General features: G+C 56.1%; 16 protein-coding genes and 1 pseudogene. 12 read left to right on the top strand and 5 right to left on the bottom strand.

Going from position 1 to position 21,205, the window contains the following annotated elements; genetic code table 11:
- Positions 1–137: 137 nt before the first annotated feature.
- Positions 138–950, top strand: coding sequence for a M949_RS01915 family surface polysaccharide biosynthesis protein (locus BOP93_RS12915; RefSeq protein WP_104502934.1), 813 nt, complete (start codon positions 138–140; stop codon positions 948–950).
- A 108-nt stretch (positions 951–1,058) separates the two neighbouring features.
- Positions 1,059–1,973, top strand: coding sequence for a site-specific integrase (locus BOP93_RS12910; RefSeq protein ID WP_104502933.1), 915 nt, complete (start codon positions 1,059–1,061; stop codon positions 1,971–1,973).
- 14 nt (positions 1,974–1,987) lie between these two features.
- On the opposite strand, the gene BOP93_RS12905 is transcribed toward BOP93_RS12910, so the two are convergent.
- Positions 1,988–3,184, bottom strand: coding sequence for a multidrug effflux MFS transporter (locus tag BOP93_RS12905; RefSeq protein ID WP_104502932.1), 1,197 nt, complete (start codon positions 3,182–3,184; stop codon positions 1,988–1,990).
- Positions 3,185–3,344: 160 nt separating this feature from the next.
- Between BOP93_RS12905 and BOP93_RS28215 the strand changes: the two are divergent.
- The 5 genes and pseudogenes from BOP93_RS28215 to BOP93_RS12885 all read left to right on the top strand — a co-directional run.
- Positions 3,345–4,100 (top strand): annotated as a pseudogene (locus BOP93_RS28215) (MCP four helix bundle domain-containing protein); the annotation flags it as partial.
- Positions 4,095–4,958: a methyl-accepting chemotaxis protein gene (locus BOP93_RS28210; protein ID WP_430758793.1), complete on the top strand. Its 864-nt coding sequence runs from the start codon at positions 4,095–4,097 to the stop codon at positions 4,956–4,958. The pseudogene BOP93_RS28215 and the gene BOP93_RS28210, both read left to right, overlap by 6 nt.
- A 241-nt stretch (positions 4,959–5,199) precedes the next feature.
- A complete protein-coding gene (gene rbsK, locus BOP93_RS12895) occupies positions 5,200–6,120 on the top strand; it encodes a ribokinase (RefSeq protein WP_104502930.1) in 921 nt (306 codons plus the stop codon).
- Between the two features lie 28 nt (positions 6,121–6,148).
- Positions 6,149–7,480: an L-fucose:H+ symporter permease gene (fucP, locus tag BOP93_RS12890; protein ID WP_104502929.1), complete on the top strand. Its 1,332-nt coding sequence runs from the start codon at positions 6,149–6,151 to the stop codon at positions 7,478–7,480.
- Positions 7,477–8,523 (top strand): aldose 1-epimerase family protein, encoded by a 1,047-nt coding sequence (locus tag BOP93_RS12885; protein WP_104502928.1) that lies wholly within the window; start codon positions 7,477–7,479, stop codon positions 8,521–8,523. The genes fucP and BOP93_RS12885 overlap by 4 nt, the downstream gene beginning before the upstream one ends.
- Here the strand turns inward: BOP93_RS12885 and deoR are convergent.
- Positions 8,520–9,278 (bottom strand): DNA-binding transcriptional repressor DeoR, encoded by a 759-nt coding sequence (gene deoR, locus BOP93_RS12880; RefSeq protein WP_104502927.1) that lies wholly within the window; start codon positions 9,276–9,278, stop codon positions 8,520–8,522. The two genes, BOP93_RS12885 and deoR, sit on opposite strands and share 4 nt — an antisense overlap.
- 128 nt (positions 9,279–9,406) lie before the next feature.
- On the opposite strand from deoR, the gene deoC reads away from it, so the two are divergent.
- Entirely contained in the window at positions 9,407–10,090 is a 684-nt protein-coding gene (deoC, locus tag BOP93_RS12875) for a deoxyribose-phosphate aldolase (protein ID WP_104502926.1), read from the top strand.
- A gap of 99 nt (positions 10,091–10,189) precedes the next feature.
- Positions 10,190–10,819 (top strand): hypothetical protein, encoded by a 630-nt coding sequence (locus BOP93_RS12870; RefSeq protein WP_157943500.1) that lies wholly within the window; start codon positions 10,190–10,192, stop codon positions 10,817–10,819.
- Between the two features lie 323 nt (positions 10,820–11,142).
- Here BOP93_RS12870 and BOP93_RS12865 read toward each other — a convergent pair.
- Positions 11,143–12,293 (bottom strand): IS3 family transposase gene (locus tag BOP93_RS12865; protein WP_104502081.1). Its coding sequence is split into 2 segments (ribosomal slippage): positions 11,143–12,059 and positions 12,059–12,293, totalling 1,152 coding nucleotides; the frame shifts between segments, so codons are not numbered across the junction.
- 36 nt (positions 12,294–12,329) lie between these two features.
- Here BOP93_RS12865 and BOP93_RS12860 point away from each other — a divergent pair.
- From BOP93_RS12860 to BOP93_RS12850, 3 genes are read left to right on the top strand one after another with little or no spacing between them, the layout of a single operon-like run.
- Complete coding sequence (locus tag BOP93_RS12860; protein ID WP_237140416.1) at positions 12,330–13,574, top strand: tyrosine-type recombinase/integrase; 1,245 nt, start codon at positions 12,330–12,332, stop codon at positions 13,572–13,574.
- 11 nt (positions 13,575–13,585) lie between these two features.
- The gene (locus tag BOP93_RS12855) at positions 13,586–15,106 is read left to right on the top strand and encodes a tyrosine-type recombinase/integrase (RefSeq protein ID WP_104502924.1); all 1,521 of its coding nucleotides are present in this window, start codon (positions 13,586–13,588) and stop codon (positions 15,104–15,106) included.
- Positions 15,093–17,210: a hypothetical protein gene (locus BOP93_RS12850; protein WP_104502923.1), complete on the top strand. Its 2,118-nt coding sequence runs from the start codon at positions 15,093–15,095 to the stop codon at positions 17,208–17,210. The genes BOP93_RS12855 and BOP93_RS12850 overlap by 14 nt, the downstream gene beginning before the upstream one ends.
- Positions 17,211–18,027: 817 nt before the next feature.
- Here the strand turns inward: BOP93_RS12850 and BOP93_RS27805 are convergent.
- Positions 18,028–19,011 (bottom strand): hypothetical protein, encoded by a 984-nt coding sequence (locus tag BOP93_RS27805; RefSeq protein ID WP_237140415.1) that lies wholly within the window; start codon positions 19,009–19,011, stop codon positions 18,028–18,030.
- Positions 19,012–19,176: 165 nt separating this feature from the next.
- Positions 19,177–21,204 carry a UvrD-helicase domain-containing protein gene (locus tag BOP93_RS12835; protein WP_104502921.1) on the bottom strand — a complete coding sequence of 676 codons (2,028 nt, stop codon included), beginning with the start codon at positions 21,202–21,204 and terminating at the stop codon, positions 19,177–19,179.
- Position 21,205 lies beyond the last annotated feature (1 nt).

Here is a 21,205-nt window from a genome sequence, read left to right as displayed (position 1 = left end):
GTAATTTTCAGGTGGATAGGAGCGGGCCGCCGGGTATTTGGTTCACATCGACGGCTCCCGTGCATCCATTCAACAAACTTCTCTGCATTGCCCTTCAAGTGCCGGTAAAGTAAGCCATCTCTTGCCAGGGTACTCGGATGAATAGCGTGCAGCTTTTACGCGGCCAGTTACGGCCGGTGTTGATGGGGTTGTTGGTGTGCGTGGCCTGTGTCACGACGGTGCGGGCCGACGAGGCCGTGACACTGGCGAACCTTGATCAGGTACCCGAGGGGGTTGAGGTGCGCGGCAAGCAAGTCGCCGCCTATACCTGGGACGACCGTCAAGGCAAGAACCTGCTGGTGCTGGCCGAACAGGTCGGCGAGCGGGACGACGATGGCACCCAGTCGGCCTTTGTCTACGCAGCCCAGTATCTGCTGACGGGCGAGCATCCCAAGCGCGTATGGATGCTCTACGACGACGTGCGCCAGTGCCAGTTCGACGCCGGCCTGCACTTTGACAAGGCGGCCACCCAGGTCACCGACCTGCTGGGTGACGGCAATACCCAGGCGACTGTTGGCTACTCGCGCACCTGCACCAGCGATGTCAGCCCGAATGAATTCAAGCTGATCATGCATGTCGGCAAGTCAGAGAAGTATCGCCTGCGCGGCGTCGACCGCTACGGCGCAGCCTGGTGGGACGAGGATGCCGGTGCCTTGCGCGGCATGCCGTTGCCGACCGATTGCAGCGTGGCCGCGCAGCAGGCTTTGGTCAGCCAGTACAAGGAGCAGGGCACGGAGTTGCCGTTGCCTGGCTGCTACGGTGACGAGAAGGATTTTGCCAAGGCGCCGGACAGTTACCTGACCTTCATGCGCCGGCACTGGTTCGCACTGATGCAGAAACAGGACGCCGATTGGGGCCAATCCCAGACTCAACCTCAGCCCTCCGCCGAGGAAGAGGATGTGGCGCCCTGATTTGATGGCACGGCCGAAACTGCGCTAGACTCGGTACTCGCCAATTCAATAAATATCAAGATTAATCAATGGATTGCTCGTGATATTTAATCCAAAGGCTGATCTACCTTGACTGAGTCCATTCGCAACCCTCTGACCCTCTATCTCACCCGTCTTGCACCCTCCAGCCAACTGACCATGCGTTACGTGCTGCAGGACGCCGCCGACCGTCTGGGCTTCGAAGACGTCAACCTGGACGACATCGACTGGCACCTGCTGCAACCCGAACAGGTGATTGCCCTGGTCGCCGCGTTGCGCGAGGACGGTTATGCGCCGAACACCTCGTCCCTGTATGTGAATGCCGTGCGCGGGGTGATGAATGAAGCGTGGCGGATGAGCCTGATCAGCCAGGAACATCTGTTGAAGATGCGTTCGGTCAAGGCCGCGTCCGGCACCCGCCTGGGGCAGGGACGCAACCTGCGCCGCACGTTGATCCGCGAAATGATGGAAGTCTGCGCCGCCGACCCACGCCCCCAGGGCCTGCGCGACGCCGCCGTCATCGGCATGCTGTACGGCTCGGGCATGCGCAAATCGGAGTCGGTCAACCTTGACCTGGCGCAGGTCGATTTTGCGCAACGCAGCTTGCGCGTGATCGGCAAGGGCAACAAAGAGCTGGTCAAATACGCGCCGGACTGGGCATTCGCCAAGCTGCAGGCCTGGCTGGAGTTCCGTCGCGGGCAACTCAAGGAAGGCGAAGAGGACGACGCGTTCCTGTTCAACCGCATTCGACGCGGCAGTCATATCACCCGGGAACGTATCACCAAGCACGCGATTTACTACATCGCCCGCCAGCGTGGGGACCAAGTGGGCGTAAAGATCATGCCCCATGACTTCCGTCGCTCATTCATCACGCGGGTGATCGAGGAACATGACCTGTCGATTGCGCAAAAGCTGGCCCATCACACCAATATCCAGACCACCGCCAGCTATGACGTACGTGACGACAACGAGCGGCGGCGGGCGGTGGACCGCTTTGATTTGTAGGCGTGACGCGGCGATCAGACGCTCGCCAGGTGCGGCGGCAAGCGGCGCAGCGTCCACAGCACGGTAAGCATGGCGGCGGTCGCGCACAGCGCGATGCCCACCAGCATCGGCGCGGGCGTATGGTCGGCAAACAGGCCCACCAGGGTCATGGAGACAGCGGCGGTGACCATCTGAATCGCGCCCAGCAGGGCCGATGCCGAACCTGCCACCGCGCCATGGTCTTCCAGCGACAACACGCCGGCGGCGGGTAATAACAGGCCGAGAAAACCGAAGCCGATAAACAGCAGGGTCATCATCAAGACCATGTGATTGCCCCACAGTGTCGTGGCCGCCAGCAGCGCCATCACGGCCGCCACGGCAACCACCGACCAGCGAATCAGCGGTGGCAGGCCAAAGCGCGCACTCAGGCGTGCCGTCAGTTGGCTCATGGCAAAGAATGACGCCGCATTCACTGCAAAGCACAGGCTGAATTGCGTCGGTGTCAGGCCGAAGTATTCGATGTACACGAAGGGCGCGCTGCCGATAAACACGAAGAACGTGGCCAGGCCAAAGCCGCTAACTACCGACAACCCGGTGAACACCGGATCACGGAGGAGGGCGCCGTAGCTGCCGAATGCACTGCCCAGGGTCTTGCCCAGACGCCGCTCCGCCGGATGGGTTTCCGGCAGTTGCACGATCGTCATCACCAGACACAGCAGCGCCACCACCGCCAACGCGGCAAATACCTCGCGCCAGCTCCACAGCGAAATCACCAGGCTGCCGGCCAATGGCGCAAGGATCGGCGAAACGCTCATCACCAGCATCAACAAGGCCATCAAGCGCGCCGCTTCATGGCCGGTGTACAGGTCGCGGACAATCGCCCGTGGAATCACCATCCCCGCGCATGCGCCAAAGGCCTGCACCGCGCGAAAGCCGATCAGCACTTCGATGCTGGGGGCCAACGCACAGCCGATGCTGCCCACGGTAAAGATCACCAACCCTGCATAGATCGGCAATTTACGCCCAAAGACATCGCTGATCGGGCCGTAGAACAGCTGGCATATGCCGATGATCATGAAGAACACGGTCAGGCTCATCTGCACGGCGGCCGGCGACGCGTTGAGACTGGCGCCAAGGGTCGGCAGCGCCGGCAGGTAACTGTCGATGGCAAACGGTCCGACGGCGGTGATCAAGCCCAACAGCAGGGCGAGGCGGGCGATGGTACGAGGCATGGACAGATCCGGGCAGAGCAAAAAAAGACGCCCAGCTTAAGGGATTCGCGCAGATCCGCAAACTTAGGCTTCACTAACGGGTGGCGGTGCCGATAACGGTACTAATGACGCGCTCGAACGGTTGGTTTCCCAACCGGCGGTCCAGGTACGGGGATACCAGATGACGATCAAACTACGCTTGATGCTGTTGATTGCGACCGGGCTGCTCACCGCCTTGATCATGAGTTTGGCCGGCTACCTGGGAAACTCCCGAATGGGTGCTGCGGTGCAGGACAATGAAGTCAGCATGACGGTGCTGCGCAACCATATGGAAGCCGACATGATGCACGACGCCCTGCGTGCCGATGTGTTGTCCGCCATGCTGGTGGGGTTGGGCAAAAGCACCAGCACGCCGGCCGACGTCAGTGCCTCGCTCAAGGAGCATGCCGAGCACTTCCGGCAGATGCTGGCAGATAATTTCAAGCTGCCGTTGGACGACTCCATCAAGGCCAGCCTGGAAAAAATCAAACCCAGCCTGGAAACCTACGTAAGCGCCGGCGAGCGCATCGTCGCGCTGGCTCTGGCCGATCCCGAGGCCGCGCGTGGGGAGCTTGGGACCTTCAATGCGGCGTTCAGCCAGTTGGAGGACCAAATGGCCGCGCTGAGTGAACTGATCGAGACCAATACCCTGCACACCAGCAGCGGCACCCGGCAAGCCATCAGTAACGCCAACTGGATCCTGGGCGTGGTCCTGGGCGCCAGCCTTTTGCTGCTGCTGGCCCAGGGACGCTGGGTGATCCTGAGCATCATGGGACCATTGCGCACCGCCAGCCGCATTGCCGACAGCATCGCCCACGGCAACTTGAGCGAACCGATTGTCGAGCCGCGCAACCAGGACGAAGCCAGTACGCTGATTCGCAGCCTCGCCACCATGCAGCGCGATTTGCGCGGCATGATCGACGTGGTGCGCAGCAATGCCCATGACGTCAACGGTGTAAGCGAACGCCTGAGCCAGGGCTGTCATGAGGTGGCGGGCAGCAGCCAGCAGCAAAGCGAGGCCGCCAGCACCATGGCCGCCGCCGCGAGTGAAATGACCGCCAGCATCGAAGAAATCACCCGTCATGCCGGGCACGCGCTGGACATGGCCAACCAGGCTGAAACCCTGGCCAAGGACGGCGGACGGATCATTCATCAGGTGGTCAGCGATATGGACGGCATCGCACGCTCGGCCCAGCAATCGGCCCAAGTGATCCGCACCCTGGACAAAGAGTCCGAAGCAATCTTCAGCATAATCCAGGTGATCAAGGGCATCGCCGACCAGACCAACTTGCTGGCCCTCAACGCCGCCATCGAAGCCGCCCGCGCCGGTGAGCAAGGCCGCGGCTTTGCGGTGGTCGCCGATGAAGTACGCAGCCTGGCGGGACGCACCAGCGCATCGACCCAGGAAATCGCCAGCATGGTCGGGCGTATCCAGCAGAACACTCGTGAAGCCGTGACCAGCATGGAGGAGGGCGTTGCTCAAGTGGACAAGGGCATGGCCGTCACGGCCGACGTGGAACGCGCGATCCGCGAGATCCTCCAGGCCACGCTCAATACCACTGAGCTGGTGAATGATATCTCCCGCACCATCAGTGAACAGAGCCTGGCCAGCAACGAAATTGCCCATCAGGTGGAGATGATCGCCGGCATGTCGCAAAGCAACAGCCGCGTTATTGGTGATACCGCCTCGACCACCGATGAATTGGCCGGCTTGGCCGGCAAATTGTCGCAGTCCGTGGATCGTTTCAGACTCTAACGCAGGCATATTTCTGGCCGGCTCCTGGTGAGCCGGTTTTTTTTGCGTGAAATGATCATTCAGCAACGGCTCAAGGTCGCGTCCCGGCGCTTGATGCCCGACCATCGTCCGTGCCTGTTCGTACGACGCTTTGAATCGTTCGCGCAAAAAAAAGATTGAATATTCACACCTTATGTTATTTAAATAACAAAACAAGAGCGGCATGGCCTGCCTCGTCCGGTCGTAACAAGGTGGAATAGCAATGAGTAAGATCGCAGTCATCGGCAGCAACATGGTGGATTTGATTACCTATATCGACCGCATGCCGGTTCAGGGCGAAACCCTTGAAGCGCCTGGCTTTGCCATGGGTTGCGGCGGCAAGGGGGCCAACCAGGCGGTGGCTGCCGCCAAGCTTGGGGCTGATGTCCTGATGCTGAGCAAGGTCGGCGACGATATGTTTGCCGACAACACAGTGGCCAACTTCCAGCGCTTTGGTATCGACACCCGTTATGTGCAGCGCGTGCCTGGCGTTTCCAGCGGCGTCGCGCCGATTTTTGTTCGAGCCGACTCTCACAACAGCATTTTGATCGTCAAGGGTGCCAATGCGCATTTGCTGCCAGCGGACATCGAGGCGGCTGCCGCCGACCTTCGCGAATGCACGCTGATTGTGCTGCAGTTGGAGATCAATCTTGACACGGTCTACCACGCCATCGAATTCGCTCACAGGCACGGTATCGCGGTACTCCTCAACCCTGCACCGGCCCTGGCCGGTTTGAGTCGTGAGCACCTGGCGCACCTTGACTTCCTGATCCCCAACGAATCGGAACTGGCGCTGATCAGCGGCCACATTGTGGACTCGCCGCAATCGGCCCAGACCGCCGCCCGTAGCCTGGTGACCCGCGGCATCCGCCACGTGATCGTGACCCTCGGCGAGCACGGGGCGCTGTACGTGGGGGAGGAGGGCGAGTTCCAGGTGCCAGGGGTACGGGTTGAAGCCCGCGATACCACCGGTGCCGGGGATGCCTTTATCGGATGTTTCATTCACCACTGGAACCGCGACCGCCATATTCGTCAGGCCATGGAGCAGGCGGTGGCGTATTCCGCCTGCTCGGTCATGGGGCTGGGTACGCAGAGTTCCTATCCCGACAGTGAAACGTTCAATCGCTTTGAGCAACAGCGCTGACACCCTCACCCCAGCCCGGAGAACAATAATGAACAAACCTGCGCTGCAACAGACACCCGATGGTTTCTACCTGAACCGCACGCCCTGGTTCGCCTTTATCCTGCTGTGCAGCATCTTTGCCCTATGGGCGGCGGCCGCGAGCATGAACGACGTGCTGATCGCCCACTTCAAGAAAGCGTTTTTGCTGAGTGATTTCCAGACGGCCTTCGTGCAATCGGCGTTTTACCTGGGCTACTTTTTTGTGGCGATTCCGGCCGCGATGGTGGTTCGGCGTTTCAGCTACAAGAGCACGATTCTGATCGGACTGTTGCTGTACATGTTGGGTTGCCTGTTGTTTTTCCCGGCCGCGTCCACGGCCAAGTACGGCATGTTCCTGCTGGCGCTGTTTGTGATCGCCGCCGGCCTGTCGTTCCTGGAAACCGCCTGCAACACCTACTCGACACTGATGGGGCCCCGGGAAACCGGGACCCGGCGCTTGAATATTTCGCAGACCTTTCACCCGTTCGGCGCCATGGCCGGGGTGTATGTGGGCAGTTTCGTGATGTTCAAGGACACCGACGCCACCACTGAACAGCTGGCTCGGATGAGCGCTTCCGAGGCAGCGGTGCAGCAGTTGCAAATGATCCAGTCCACGCTGTTGCCCTACAAGTGGATGATTGCAGTGCTGGTGCTGATATTTATCCTGATCGCCATTACGCGGTTCCCTGCGTGCAAGGGCAACAAGCCCGCCGGCAGCAAGCCTGGCAGCCTGGGTCAAAGCCTGGGGCGGCTGTGGCGTAATCCGCGCTTTACCTTTGGCGTATTGGCGCAGTTTCTCTATGTGGGCGCACAGGTTGGCGTATGGAGCTTCACCATTCGCCTGGCCATGCAAATGGGCGGTATGAATGAACGCAGCGCCTCGTGGTTTCTGCTGACCACTTTTGCCGCCTACTTTGTCGGCAAGCTGATCGCCAACCTGTTGATGCGGCGCCTGCACCCCGCCAAGGTACTCGCGATCTACGGGGTGCTGTGCATCGTGCTGCTGGCCTACACCATTCTGGTGCCGAACATTTCGGCGGTGTATGCCGCGGTTGGCGTAAGTATCTTCCTCGGCCCCTGCTGGCCGACCATCTACGGCCTGACCATCGATGGCCTGGGTGAAGACACCGGCGTCGGCGGTTCATTGCTGGTGATGAGCATCGTCGGCGGCGGGGTGATCCCGATCTTCCAGGGCCTGTTGTCCGACGCCAGCGGCGGCAACATGCAACTGGCTTACAGCGTGCCGTTGCTGTGTTTCATTGTGATTGTGATTTATGCGCTCAAGTGCATGCGCCAATCCGACACCTTACCGGTGGGCGCGACCAGGGCGGTGGCCTCATGAATACACGTATCGCGCTGTACCCTGCGGTGTTTGCCGAGCAGGAGAGGATCCTCCTGCAATCGTCGGCCTTCAAGGTCAGTGCCTGGGCCTACCAGTCCGGCGTGCTGGCCGTGAGCCTGAACAATAGCCGTGGGCGACTGGTGATCCTGCCTTTTCAAGGGCAGATGATCTGGTCCGCCGTGTTCGACGGTTGCGACTTGACCATGAGTAACCTGTTCGAGCAACCTCGGCCCAGCCCCACAGTAATCGATACTTACGGCTGCTTCATGTTTCACAGTGGCCTGCTGCGCAACGGCTGCCCGGCGCCGGATGACACGCACGCCTTGCACGGTGAAATGCCCTGCGCGCCCATGGACACGGCCTGGTTGGAGGTGGGCGAGGGCGTTTTACGCCTGGGAGGCTCGTATGAATATGCCAAGGGGTTCGGCGATCGCTACCGAGCGAGCCCCAGCGTGACGCTGCGCGCCGACTCGGCCGTGTTCGATATCGACATGCAGGTGACGAACCTGGCCGGCAAGCCCATGGACCTGATGTACATGGCCCACATGAACTACGCGTACGTGGACGGCGCCCGCTTTGTCGAGCCATTGGGCACGCAGCGCCAGCGTCTGCGCACCAGCGTGCCGGACCATGTCAAGCCGACGCCGGCATGGAGCGCCTACATGGCGCAGTTGGCCGAGCAGCCTGCGCAATTGGCCTGCCTGGAGCGGCCGGCATTGTACGACCCCGAGATCGTGTTTTTCTTCGACGAGGTTGGCACAGACGCCACGGGCCAGGCGCATTTTCTGCTGGATCATCCCAGCGGTGCAGCGTTCTACACCCGCTACCGTCCCGAGCAATTTGCGCATGCCGCACGCTGGATCCTGCACACGCCGGATCAGCAAGTGGCAGCGTTCGTGTTGCCGTCCACCTGCGAGCCAGAGGGCTACAACGCCGAGAAAGCCAAAGGCCATGTGCGTCTGCTGGCGGCCGGAGCCAGCGCTTCATTCAGTGTCAGTACCGGGTATTTGAGTGTGCAGGAACGGCAGCGGTTGTTGGATTAAACCAACAATTGCGCGCCATTGGCCTGAATGACGTCCTTATAGTTGCGGGGGATTTTCTTGTCGCTGACCACGTACTGAAAATCCTCAAGCGCGGCGAAGTGCGCGGTGCGCACTGTGTCGAACTTACTGAAATCGGCGAGCAATACGCGTTGCTGAGCCTGGCGCATGACCTTTTGCTTGACCTCGACTTCATTGAAGTTGAAGCACGTTACGCCAAACGCCTGGCTGACGCCGGCGGCGGTCACAAAGGCCCACGTCAGGCGCACGCTATCGAGGATGCTGCTTTCGGCGCTGCTCTCGAAGACCTGGTTCTTGCGGTGAAAAGTGCCGCCGCACAAGACGATGTGGCAATTGGCTTTGTTCTGCAGCTTGAGCAGCACGTTCAATGAGCTGCAGACCGCCGTGAACTCCAGCGCATCGGGGATGAAATCAACGACAAAAGGCGAGGTGGTGCCACAGTCGAAAAATACCGTATCACCGGCGTGGATCAACGAAGCGGCGAGTTTGCCGATGCGGCGTTTTTCCTCGACGTGGCGCGTGTCCTGCTCGGCTACCCGGTACTCTCCGCTGTCATTGCCGAGCCGGGTGATATAGCCCCCCAGCAGCCGCAGGTGATCGCTGAAGTGGTTGAGATCGCGGCGCAGGGTCATCTCGGAAACGTCCAGCAGCGCGGCCATTTCCTTTAAGTGGATGGCGTTCTGGTCCTGCAGCGCTTGTTGAATAAGCTTCAATCGCTCGGCTTTTCTACTGTCCACGAGTCTTCCTGGGCTTGATTATTGGTGTTAAATAAGTAACATTAATTGTTAATATTGTAACGAAATTATGTGAGTGCTGGAACAAGCGCCTCACAATCATTGGCAACATACAGGCAAGGGCCCATTAAATGAACAGTCTCCCACCCGCCGCATTGGCCAAGTACATCGATCACACGTTATTGGCGCCCGACGCCTCCCATGCACAGATCCGCACCTTGTGCGAGGAAGCCCGCGAGCATGGCTTTTATTCGGTGTGCCTCAATTCCGCGCAGGTGCCTTACGCCGCTTCGTGCCTGACCGACGACAGGGTGGTGATTTGCGCCGTGGTCGGCTTTCCACTGGGCGCCGGATTGAGCGATACCAAGGCTTTCGAAGCCCAACGGGCGATTGCCGCCGGGGCAGGGGAGATCGACATGGTGCTCAATATCGGCTGGTTGAAGGACGGGCTGCTGGACGCCGTGCGCGAAGACATCGCACGGGTCCTCCAGGCTTGCGGCGCCGTGCCGTTGAAGGTCATCCTGGAAACCTGCTTGCTGGACGACAAGCAGAAGGTTCAAGCCTGCGAGATCTGCCGTGACCTGGGTGTGGCCTTCGTCAAGACGTCCACCGGGTTCAGTCGAAGCGGCGCTACGGTCGAAGACGTGGCACTGATGCGTAGAACAGTGGGTACCGGGGTTGGGGTGAAGGCATCCGGCGGCGTGCGCGATTATCCGACGGCATTGAAGATGATTGAAGCCGGGGCCACACGCTTGGGCAGCAGCTCAGGGATTGCGATTGTAGGTGGTGCGATGACGGCAGCGAGTGGTTATTGAAGCGTTTTGTGGTGGGTAAGGACAGGTGCCACATATAATAACTAAACTAAATAGTCATTTAGTTGAGTTATGTTCAAAACTTGGGATGTGAGGGCCGTAGTGAGCGTGGAAGCGATAGTGGGAAACATCAGGGATAAATGGATGAATTTCATAGGGAGCAACACTGAGCTAAACGATTTTTGGCTGCAGTACGTCGCCGCGTTCCTGGTCTGGGTGGCCGTGACAGGGATTATCTACAGGATAATCCGTTCGGAGAAAAATTTCGGTGCCCTCAATATAGCGCGTAAGCATATGATTTACGGCGCGTTTATGGTGGTTTTTTCTGTGGCGCCAGGCACGTATATCTGGTACGCGTTCATCGATTTCAAGCACGACCAGCAGCTTAAAGCTGCGGATACGGTTGCTGCATCGCTGGTAAGTTGGTCGCGTGCTTGTGAAAAAACCAAACAGACCAATGTCCCATGCGCAGAGCCGCCCGACATCCAAAGCATGCTTGAACCAGTCTTCGACACGATAACCCAATCCATGAGTTTTCTTGCAGGCCTGATGGGACTTTTGGGCGGAGCACTAGGCGTTAATCTAATTACCGACGGGCTCTTGCGGCGTGAAAAGCCGATTCTGTGTTCAGGCCAATTCAGTGGGACACGCATCCGCAAAACGATAACGCTGGAAGTGAACGGGAAGGTCCTTCAGCACGAAACCATAGTGGATTATCCGGACAAGCGTTAACCACAAGGGGGGCCACGTGCACGACGGCGAATTTCTCGCCTCAGAGAAATTCGGCCTGGCCGTTTTGAGTGAAAGGCAGCTGCAGGGATAGCCATGAGTGGCACATGTTAGTACGCATAATGTATATTATGTTAAACGAGGTGCTATGTCAGATATGTTCATAAGCTACGTAAGTCACTGATTCGACCAATTCGTATTTGACGCCTACTCTCTCAACGGGCCATGTCCATAGTGTTCATGACGAGTCCTTGAATGAGGTGGCTTTCGATGAAACTGATTCAGTGCAGGTTCTCTTCAGGTCAAAGTGAATCGCCCCGGGTTTTCTAGACACTCTCAAGGCTCGCTGCGTAACGCTTTTCAAACTCTACCGGTGACAGCTGATTGTTGAAACTGTGGCGTCGTTTTGGGTTGTAAAACATCTCGATGTAATCGAACACATCATCTCGAGCATCCTGGCGTGTAGTGTAGATTTTACGCTTGATCCGTTCCCGCTTCAGCAACTGGAAAAAGCTCTCCGCCACAGCGTTGTCGTGGCAATTACCTCGACGACTCATGCTGGCTACCAGGTTGTTAGCTTTCAAGAAGCTTCGCCAGTCTGAGCTGCTGTACTGACTGCCTTGATCCGAGTGGATCATCACCTCTTGCTTCGGCTTACGTCTCCAAACCGCCATCAGCAGTGCATCAATGGCTACGTCGCTGGTCATCTGCGACTTCATTGACCAACCAATGATCTGGCGTGAAAACAGATCGAGCACCACGGCCAAATACAGCCAGCCTTCATATGTTCGGATGTAGGTAATGTCTGTGACCCAAACTTTGTTGGGTTCTCTGACATCGAATTGGCGCTTCAGTAAGTTCGGTGAGGCAACGGCTGGCTTACCGCCGTATTTTCCAGGCCTCCGTCGATACCCAGTCTGAGAACGTAAACCTTCAAGGCGCATCAACCTAGCCACCCGGTGACGGCCACAGCTCTCACCAACCTCTCGCAGGTCATCATGGATCTTTCGATAGCCATAAACGCCACCGCTTTCCAGCCAGGAGTGTTTGATCAATCCAAGCAGTCGCTGATCGTCCTTGGCTCGCGCAGATTTTGGTTCTGATAGCCACGCGTAGTAGCCGCTGGGATGAACCTTGAGCGTCAGGCAAAGCCGTCGAATCGCGTAATGACCCGCTTGCTGCTTAATAAAGGCGTACTTCAGCCGCACTCCTTGGCAAAGTACGCGGCGGCCTTTTTTAAGATGTCTCGCTCCTCCGTCACCCGTTTCAGCTCGGCACGTAGACGACGAACCTCAGCGCTCTGATCATCCTCCTCAACGCGCTGTTCCTGAGGCTTGGTGTAGCGCTTAACCCAGGCATAGAGGCTGTGCACAGACACACCCAATCGTGCAGCCACCTCCGAGACAGGAAGCTGCTTTTCGGTCACTTGCTTGACCGCCTGGATTTTGAATTCTTCGGGATAACGCTGGTTGCTCATGGCACCTCCTAATGGGCCTCATTTTAAGGCTTGGAGGTGTCTACGAAACTAGGGGCGATTCAAAGACTACCGCTGCTTGTACAAGCTGGTGATGCGACGCCGTTGCCCATACTCATTCCGTTCATCTACGTCCAACTCAAACTCAGGCACCGCGCTTACAACACGGCTGCGGCGCACCTGCGCGCGATCCAGGCTTTCTACGCTTATGCCAAAAGCCGAGATCTGGATATCGATGAGACCATCTTGGCCTGCGACTTTGAAGCGATTCTGGCTTTGCTGGACGGTTACGCTATTTGGCTCCAAAGTGGCCGTCATGCCGATAATCTGATCGCCCGAATCGGCAAAGCTGGCACTGTACTTTGTCAGCAGATCAGTTCACGAACACGTGACCAGTACCTGCGCCTGCTGAAAAAATACTTGTCTTGGTGCGTCACCCGTTACATCCCGCGCGTCCGTCAGAATTCAGCCACACAGGCTGACATCAACGTGGTATTTGCCGATGTTGCCGACGTCATTGAGCGACGCTTTGAGAGCCATATCATCAATGCTCGTCCCGATCGCACTCGTTACCGCAGCCTGACAGATACACAACTACAGATCGTTCGCACACTGATTCGCCCTGGCGCTGCGGCGAATCCGTTCCCGGAACGTTTGCAACTGCGTAACTGGCTAATGATTGAATTGCTCTTGGAGACCGGCATCCGTCGCGGAGAGCTTCTGAAGCTCTACACCACGGATATCAATAAAGGTTCTCAGCACGCCTATGTCAGCATCAATGATCGCGAAAATGATCCCCGCGACCCGCGCGTTGAAGAGCCTGCGCTCAAAACACATGGGCGGACCGTAGGCATCTCCGCACAGTTGTATGAGGTCTACGAGCGCTATATCCAGCGCGACCGGCGCCCTCTGCGTGACGGTAAACCGATGAAATTGCTGTATCACTATTTGTTCATCTCGGATCGTGGCCGCCCGCTGTCGATCCGCGCGTTGTCTAACGTTCTTGATCGGCTGTTTCTGACTATTGAGCTGGCTCATCCAGGATTGTTGCCTACACTTTCTGCGCATGACTTTCGCCACACCTTTGCAGACCACTTTTTGGCTTACCTGGTCGAAAAGCGTGGGCATGACCTCGAGCGGGCCACGGACGAACTACGGCGAGTCTGCGGTTGGTCTGAGACCTCGACTATGCCACGCCGTTATGCAGGTCGTTATCTAGCCGAGTCGGCCAACCTCCACAATGCCCAGCGCACCTCGGCAGCCTGGAGCCGACTTGACAGTTAAGGAGGTTCGCCGTGACCAAATCAGCCGATCAAGAACACGCGTCACCGCCCTCCTCTTTGCCAGCTTACGTGTTCAGGGGGCCCGCTCACGTTGCGATTCGAACTCGCACTAATGACCAACCACGCTACGTCGATACCCGGCTAAAGGTGTGGACATGGTACGACGGTGGAGTCGCGCTGAAAATTGATTGGGTCGAGCTAGCCTTAGCTCCAGAGCTTACTGAAATAGCCAAAGGCTTTATGGCTTATTCGTTAGAGAAGTATGCTCCCCAAACAGCATTCATGTTTGCTAGGTTTCTTGTCTACTTATCAAGCACCAACCTCGCCCAACACTTTCCTTGGGGTCAGCAAAACTTTATTGCCAAATTAGAAGACTTTAAACAAGTTAGGCACAACCTAATTGGGCTTCGCAGATTTTATCGCTGGGCAATGGATAGAGGAATTAATGGATTCGATCCAATTACATATTTAAAAATCAAGGAGGTAAAATCAGATCGGGTTGACCCCTATGCTCGAATTTTTCTCTCGCAGTCTGGGTTAGAACTTGACGAGGAAGTTCGATTGCTCAAACGCATTGAACGAGAACCTAAATCTGACTCTTGGGAGGATGTTCAGCTTAATATAGTGCTTCACTTGGGTTTCGAACTCGCACCTCGGTCGATTCAATTTCATTCACTTGACATTGCTGACTTTGAGTTTATTGAGAACGCAGGTCACGAGAAGTATTATACCCTGTGGTTACCCATGGCCAAAAAAGTCGGCCAGCGCAGACCTGAGCGGCGCCCCCGCAAGATAACCACCCGCCTGGGTGAGAAAATCTCACGCCACGTTTTAGAAATTCAACGCCGTTTTGGTAGCGACTGTGAACCATTATTTGTCAATCCTTGTGGAAGGCGTCTCTCGGTTATTGAAATCGGTACAGGCCTCAAATACGAGCTGCGTGAAGCTGGGATAGATAGGCCGAATCAGGTATCCATGTTGTTGCGCCATCACCTCGGGCAAGGCTTGGCGGATCAGGGTACTCCAGCAGACATGATTGCCGAACTGCTCGGTCACAACAGCACGGTTGCAGCGCGTGCTTACGTAACGGCCACCCCTAACATTGCCCGGATCAAAGAGAAAGCACTGGGTAAGAGCCCGGCCTATCAACGCATCATGCGCAGCTTATTAACTGGGAAAATCGTCCAACGCCGCGATGCAACTCCTGAAGCAGCCGTCCGCGGCGTCATTGATACGCAATACATAGGCGATATTGGTGCATGCGCCCTGCCCGTTCATACCCACTGTCCCTACAACCCTATATACGCGTGCTACACCTGCAAGAAGTTCCACCCCTTTGCTGACGGCCGCCACGAGCAGGTAAAGGATGCGCTCCAGCGGGAGGCCCAACGGTTCATTGATATGGCAGAACAAGCCGGTGATCTGAGTCACAACCGGCCCCTCGCCCAGCATCAGACAACCATCCTGGCAGTAAGCGCTACGATCGAACGCTGCCGGCAGCACACGGAGGGTGCCGAAGATGACGCTGTCTAGGGCAAGGCTGAGCCTCGAAAGCTTTGTTGCACAGGAGCAAGCGATTTTTCGGTCATTACCGATTTCAACACCATGGGCGGAATCATTCTGGGGTATCGGAAATTGGTTGCCGCAAAGGGATGTTAACAAACATGCACTTACGTTTGAGACGCACCGACAAGCCCTGGAAAAGACAGGTTATCCTGCACCGCCGAAGGGCCCACTCCCCTTTGCTTTCCAAGACTTTAGCAAGGCTCTAATTGTGTATTTACAACGCACCAGAAGCCTGAAGTTTTCGATGGTGGCTGCATACAATATTGCTGTTCGACGGCTGTACAACACCCTGTTTGAGCGCGGTGTATCCGACCCCACACTCCTGACGCGAGGCGATTTCGACCGCGTCGTAGGCTTTCTCCGTGAGAGCGGCTACAAGAATATCTACGACGCGATCTCTCACCTCCAAGTAATAGCGAATACGATTGATAATCTCCAATTAACCGAGTTCGCCATCCACTTTGAGCATGATGCAAAACCAGAAAAACGCCGACACGATTACATTTCATTGCACGACCCTGATCGTGCGGTAAAACAGCGTAAATCTGATGATAGATTACCTTCTCGTGAGGCGATGGAGGCATATGCACTATGTTCGAACAACCCACTTAGTGACGGCGAAGAAATTTTGCTGCGAGTGATCGACTTATTGATAGCGACTGGGCAACGAGGTAACGAAGTAGCCGTAATACCCTATGATTGTTGGGTCGAAAGGCCGATCAAAGGGACGACAGGAGAAGTAGTTGTCGATGCACATGGCAAGCCTCTGGTCGAATGCGGGATTAGGTACTTCGCGGAAAAGCAATTTCAGTCCCGTGTTCATTGGCTGGCTGAAAGCGACATTCCTCTAGCCAGGCGCGCAGTAGAGCGATTAAAAACGCTAACCAATGAACAACGAGAAATTGCCGCCTGGCAAGAACTCCACCCAGGACGTATTTGGAGCTACCCCCCTCAGTCAGTGATCTCCGATGCAAAGGTCTTGGACTGGCTAGGTTTTAGCGAAGCAAGAAGCGCAAGCAGAAATCTATACCTTTTCCTCACACGCAACGGTGTCCATCCATTTGACGATGAACCGGATGAAAAGCAAGGAAGGTCGTTAAAGCGACGTTACGTCGCCGGGGAGATTGAGCGACTGATCGTCCCGAGGATCCGTGGGCACGCGGCATTGACAGAAAATGTCGGGGGACAAGTTCGTATCGTACTTAGAACCAGCGAAACGCTTGCGATCGCTTTCGACGGCCAATTTCGTTTCGGTGGACGTGAGGCGAATGTGTTTCGTGCGGTCCCGCGTCGGGTCACCCTCGGGGATATCAATCACGCATTAGGTGACGATGAAAAATATACGTCCATTTTTTCGCGTCGTTCATTAACCGAATCCGATGGAACTCCGATTAGGCTAACAAGCCACCAACCTAGACACTGGCGGAACACAATTTACCACTTGACCGGTATGAGCGATGTTCAGCAAGCATTGGCTCTGGGGCGAAAACGCCTCGACCAGAATGTTTATTACCAACACACGAGCATTGAAGAAAACACCGCTGCCCATCATGAGTTTCTGGCGTTCAATAGCTATCACGAGCGCCTCGACTTTCTACATACAGCCATAAGAGGTAAGCGAATTCATGGCGCTTTGACCGATAGTTACCATGCTTTGCTATCAGATAAAGGTACAACAACTGCGGAAGCATTCCTCACCGTACACGCCACGGCGCTGCATGTGACCCCTTTCGGAGGTTGTATCCACGATTTCTCCCAGGCCCCCTGCCCTAAGCATCTTCAATGCTGGAATGGCTGCTCGCATCTACATCTGATGGGCACTCCATCGGAGCGGGTCAACCTTGAAAAACAAGCCAAGAATCTGACGAAGGCAATATCCATCATGCGCGACGCAGGCACCGGGGAGGCAGGCAGCGATGTATGGCTAGCAGACCAGGAAAACAAGCTCAAGAATTTAAAATCTGTCCTTGCACGCGATACCAATGGAGGTGTGCAACGCGTGTTTCCAAACGGGCGTCCAATCACGGTTGTGGACTCGGACAAACGACACAGTTCGGTATCAGATGACTAGGGGCAACTATGGCACGACGACAGACATTGAGGGGCGGCACTCTTGACGAAGCAATAGACGCTCTCCTCGCCCAGATGATTAGCTCAGGAGTGGAGATCGCTCCCATTTCCCGACCGGAGGTGCAGCGCCGGTTGGGCCTGACAAGCCGAGCTACGCTAGGAGGTGACCGTGGAGAAAGAATTGAGGCCGCCCGTATTGTTCAAATGAGAGAAAGCGGGAGGGATCCGGATGGTGCCCGCCGGCGCAGGAGTCTAGAAGAGCGTATTGCAAGTCTTCAAGCGGAAAACGCAGCGTTGGCAAGACAGCGAGACAACCTTTTCGAGGCTCTGTCAGTAATAGCACACAACTGCCTTATGAGCGGTTTGGACGTAGAGTCAGTAATGGCACCTTTGAGAAACACCCGATAAATCAGACTCAATAGTCTTCATAACGACTACAAATTACGGCATGGTAGTCTGCCTAGAGCGCTAGACAGGGCTGCGTCAGCTCTGACGACTACACATTACGGTAAATGTCTCCTGACTACTTCGTATCAGACGCGAAGCGTTGACATGTGCGCCAACCGCTCGTAGAGTTTGGCCGTTAGCCCCTGAGGCACTTGAGTTTTATCTCCCCTTGAGGGATCTGCAAAGCCCGGTTAGTGACCGGGCTTTTGCCTTTGTGTGTCTGTTCTGCGGGCTGCGTACTGGCGTGATCAACAGGCGTAAGTTTGAAGGAAGAGCATTCAGGCGACCGTTTGTCCCCCAAGATGTATTGGCGCTTTACTGGTTAATGCCTGTTGACTGGGCCTTATCGCTGGCGTGTATTCGATGGCCTACTACTCGCTTTTTATTAGGACTCTACCGTCGACCAAAGACACAAGCCCCACCTCGGTGGTCACCCTAAGAAACTCGTAAATCGTCCGGACCTTGTCCACAAAAACTTCGTCTGCGCTGAGCAGGATGTGAGCGCGGGATCCGATTGCCGCATGAGCAGCATCGCTGATGGCGGCAACATATCTGGATCCACGCTTGAGCTTGCTGTCGGTCTTGTAGCCAATGACGTTCAGCAAGTTGTAAATGGCCGTAACTTTTTCATGCACGTGCATGTCTCGGCTGTACAGAGGCGTGGCGGCGATGCCGAGGAAGTTTTCGATCGAGTAGCCCCGATCGCGGTAGCCATCAAGGTCCTGATAGGCCTGCCATATTTTCTCAATGACGCGGGGAGGCTTTATGTTGTTGAGTTCCTTCGGACCCAATCCAACCGAGGCCCGGTAATTTTTCACTCCCGATTGATCTCTCTCATCGCTGATGTGTTTCCTCATCTCGGCGGCGGCCATCACAGAAACTTGTTCGTACTGGGACTTTAGGATTTTGAGGTATTGCTCGATGGGCGCGCGCAGATGAGGGTGGGTATGGTCGAGTTGGGCAAGAGGGGCAGACAGACTTTTGATTAAGCCATCGAACGCGTCGATCTGCTCAGAGGCTATTTCGGTGAAAGTCGAGTCGCTGCGGCCCCCGTAGAGCTTGAGTGTGGTTTGATGAGCTGCCGCCAACATGATGTCGTAGACCGGCTCCGCCTGGAGATAATTGTCATAGGCTTGGACGGGAGGAACCTCATGGAGGATCATTTCCCCGGTAGGCTCGAAGCTATCGTTGACCTGATACCTGAAGTGCATTGCGTTCAGGAAGTCGAGGGCTGCCAGGAATTTATCAGGCTGGCCGCTGCGCTTGATCTCACGCAGCGTCTCGTCCGAGTAGATGACCTGAAACCGGTCAAGTAACGATGTAAAGAATGCAGGGTCGTGGCCTTTGACAGCCATGGTCAGTACGTTTTGATCTATATAAACGGTTGTCTTGCCCACATAGGGTGGCAGACAGGGGCTTGCATTCATTCTCATTGTCTCTGAGGTTGCGCAGGAGATGAGTGCCAAAAATTCAAGACGAATAACTTCCACCTTATCGGAGGCTAACAAAAGCGCGAGTTTTCACGGAGTTGGATCAACACTATCGACGGTGTCTCTGGGTACTATCTGATGAACGTTCCAGCCTTGATCGATCAACATCTGGCGACTCTGCTCAAACGCTTCACCTTCTCCCAGTGATCGCCTGCTAATCGCCAAACACAGCAGGTGTGTTGGCCTGGTCATGGCGACATACATCGCCAGAAGGCGCCTCCTCTGGCGAATCTTCACAGACTTGCCGCCATGACACTGTTGCCCCAGCATCCAGGGCATCAGGCTGTTGAGTACATGGCCATAGTTATACGTTTCCAGAACCAGTGTCGCGGTATGTGTTTGGCCCTTAGCCGAATGAACGGAGCCAAGCTTGATGTCGACCGTTCTTTGCTCGTGCACGCATCGATACGTATTTATTGACGGCGCGACGGTTTCCTCTTGGATAGTCTCCTGAGCGTCTTCTACCCAACCCAGATAGTCCTTTCCAGCCTCCGATAGCTCGTTGGTAGCCGCGAGTACCTTCGCAAGTGATGAGAAGCGATGTCCCAGTACCTTCCAGTGACGCTGGCTGATCGTTTCGGAGCTGAACAAAACCTCGACTACCAGGTGTTGGTACTGTTGCAGATCATCAGGCTTGATCAATAGCTGTTGTACCTGGACGTGCTGCCGCGCTCCAGGCTTGATCCTCATACGAGGATCAGACAGGTTCGCCAGGTGGATCAACGCACGAGCCATCTCCTCCACCGCCTGATGCGCCGTTTCCCCTTTAGTAAGGTGATGCCTGGCTAAACGTAGTCGCTCCACAAGTGTGGGTGGCTTGTAACCTGAGCCACCGGCGTTGCGGTCGTACTTCCCCCAGTAATGCGCCACTGTTTTGGGGTAATGCTCGTCCTGGTCTTCCGGGTCTATGCCCTTGTGCGTAAAGCCTAGAGCAGTGATGGTCGCTTTCTGAAGCAGATCTATAGGAAGGTGCTGCAGTACGTGGCGACCATAAGCATCGAGCACCTCGCCGCAATCTCCATCCGGGAAAACGAAAATGGTATGAGGTAGCCGTTGCTCATTCCCCTTCGCGCGAAGCCCTCTAAGGCGCTGCGCGACGGGATGAAACGCAAAAGGATTAGCGAGCAGCGCGATTGATTCGTCGAATCGAAAACTGCTGGCGATGTCCAGCGATTGTTTGACATCTGGGAAATCGTTGCCTTTGGAGCTTGCTTCAGAGTCGAAAATTGCCTGGTTAGGATCGCCCACTCGTGTCACGCAGATGCCCCCATCTTCCCGTGGAAAAATGGTACTGAGGTATTCGTTCTGAAGATCAGACGTGTCCTGCATTTCGTCAACAAGTACACAGGGGAAACGGTGCCGGAGGGATGCGCCAACGCCCGGTCGTTCGGTTAGTTGTGCCTTGCCCAGAACGAAGATCTCGTCATAGCAAAAGTAACCACGCTTGGCGGCCTCACCCATCGCAGCTGCCATGATTTTATAGCTGTCAGCATCCGGACCACAGGGAAAGTTATTGCCTGTGAGCGGGTCGGTGAAGTCGGTGCTGGTCAGCCTGAGACTCTCAGCTTTGAATTTGCTACGCTCGAAATATCCACGGACTTTTTTTCTATCAGCGAGCGTCATGCAATTGAAGCGCATGCGATGCGTCAGCTCATCATCGATGGCTGTGAACCGAAACCCGGCAGATAGCAGCCATGGCGTGGCGAGAAATCGGCTGACAAAACCGTGGATCGTATCTATGTAGTGTGGGTAGCTGAGCAGCCGCTGTCCCATTTCGGTGTTCCCGAGCCGGTGCTCAATTTCGTGACGCGCAACATTCGTATGGGATAGGACACAGATACCGCGGGTACGGCTAGTCCACTTGCGCGCGAGAATAGCAAGCTTCGCGACGACCATCGTCGTTTTGCCGCTCCCAGGACATGCGGAGACATCCAGCGTCTCACGCGATCGTAGGAACTCGATTCGAGGCGCATCGAGCTCCTTGAGCTTCATGAGTTCAACGACCCAGGCAACGTCATCCTCCGTAATCTCGGACACCAAATCTCGAAACGCGGTCATG

The sequence above is a fragment of the Pseudomonas orientalis genome (assembly GCF_002934065.1).
GTDB lineage: Bacteria > Pseudomonadota > Gammaproteobacteria > Pseudomonadales > Pseudomonadaceae > Aquipseudomonas > Aquipseudomonas orientalis_A.
Note: the sequence above shows the minus strand (reverse complement) of the source record. Positions and strands in the feature narration are given on the sequence as shown.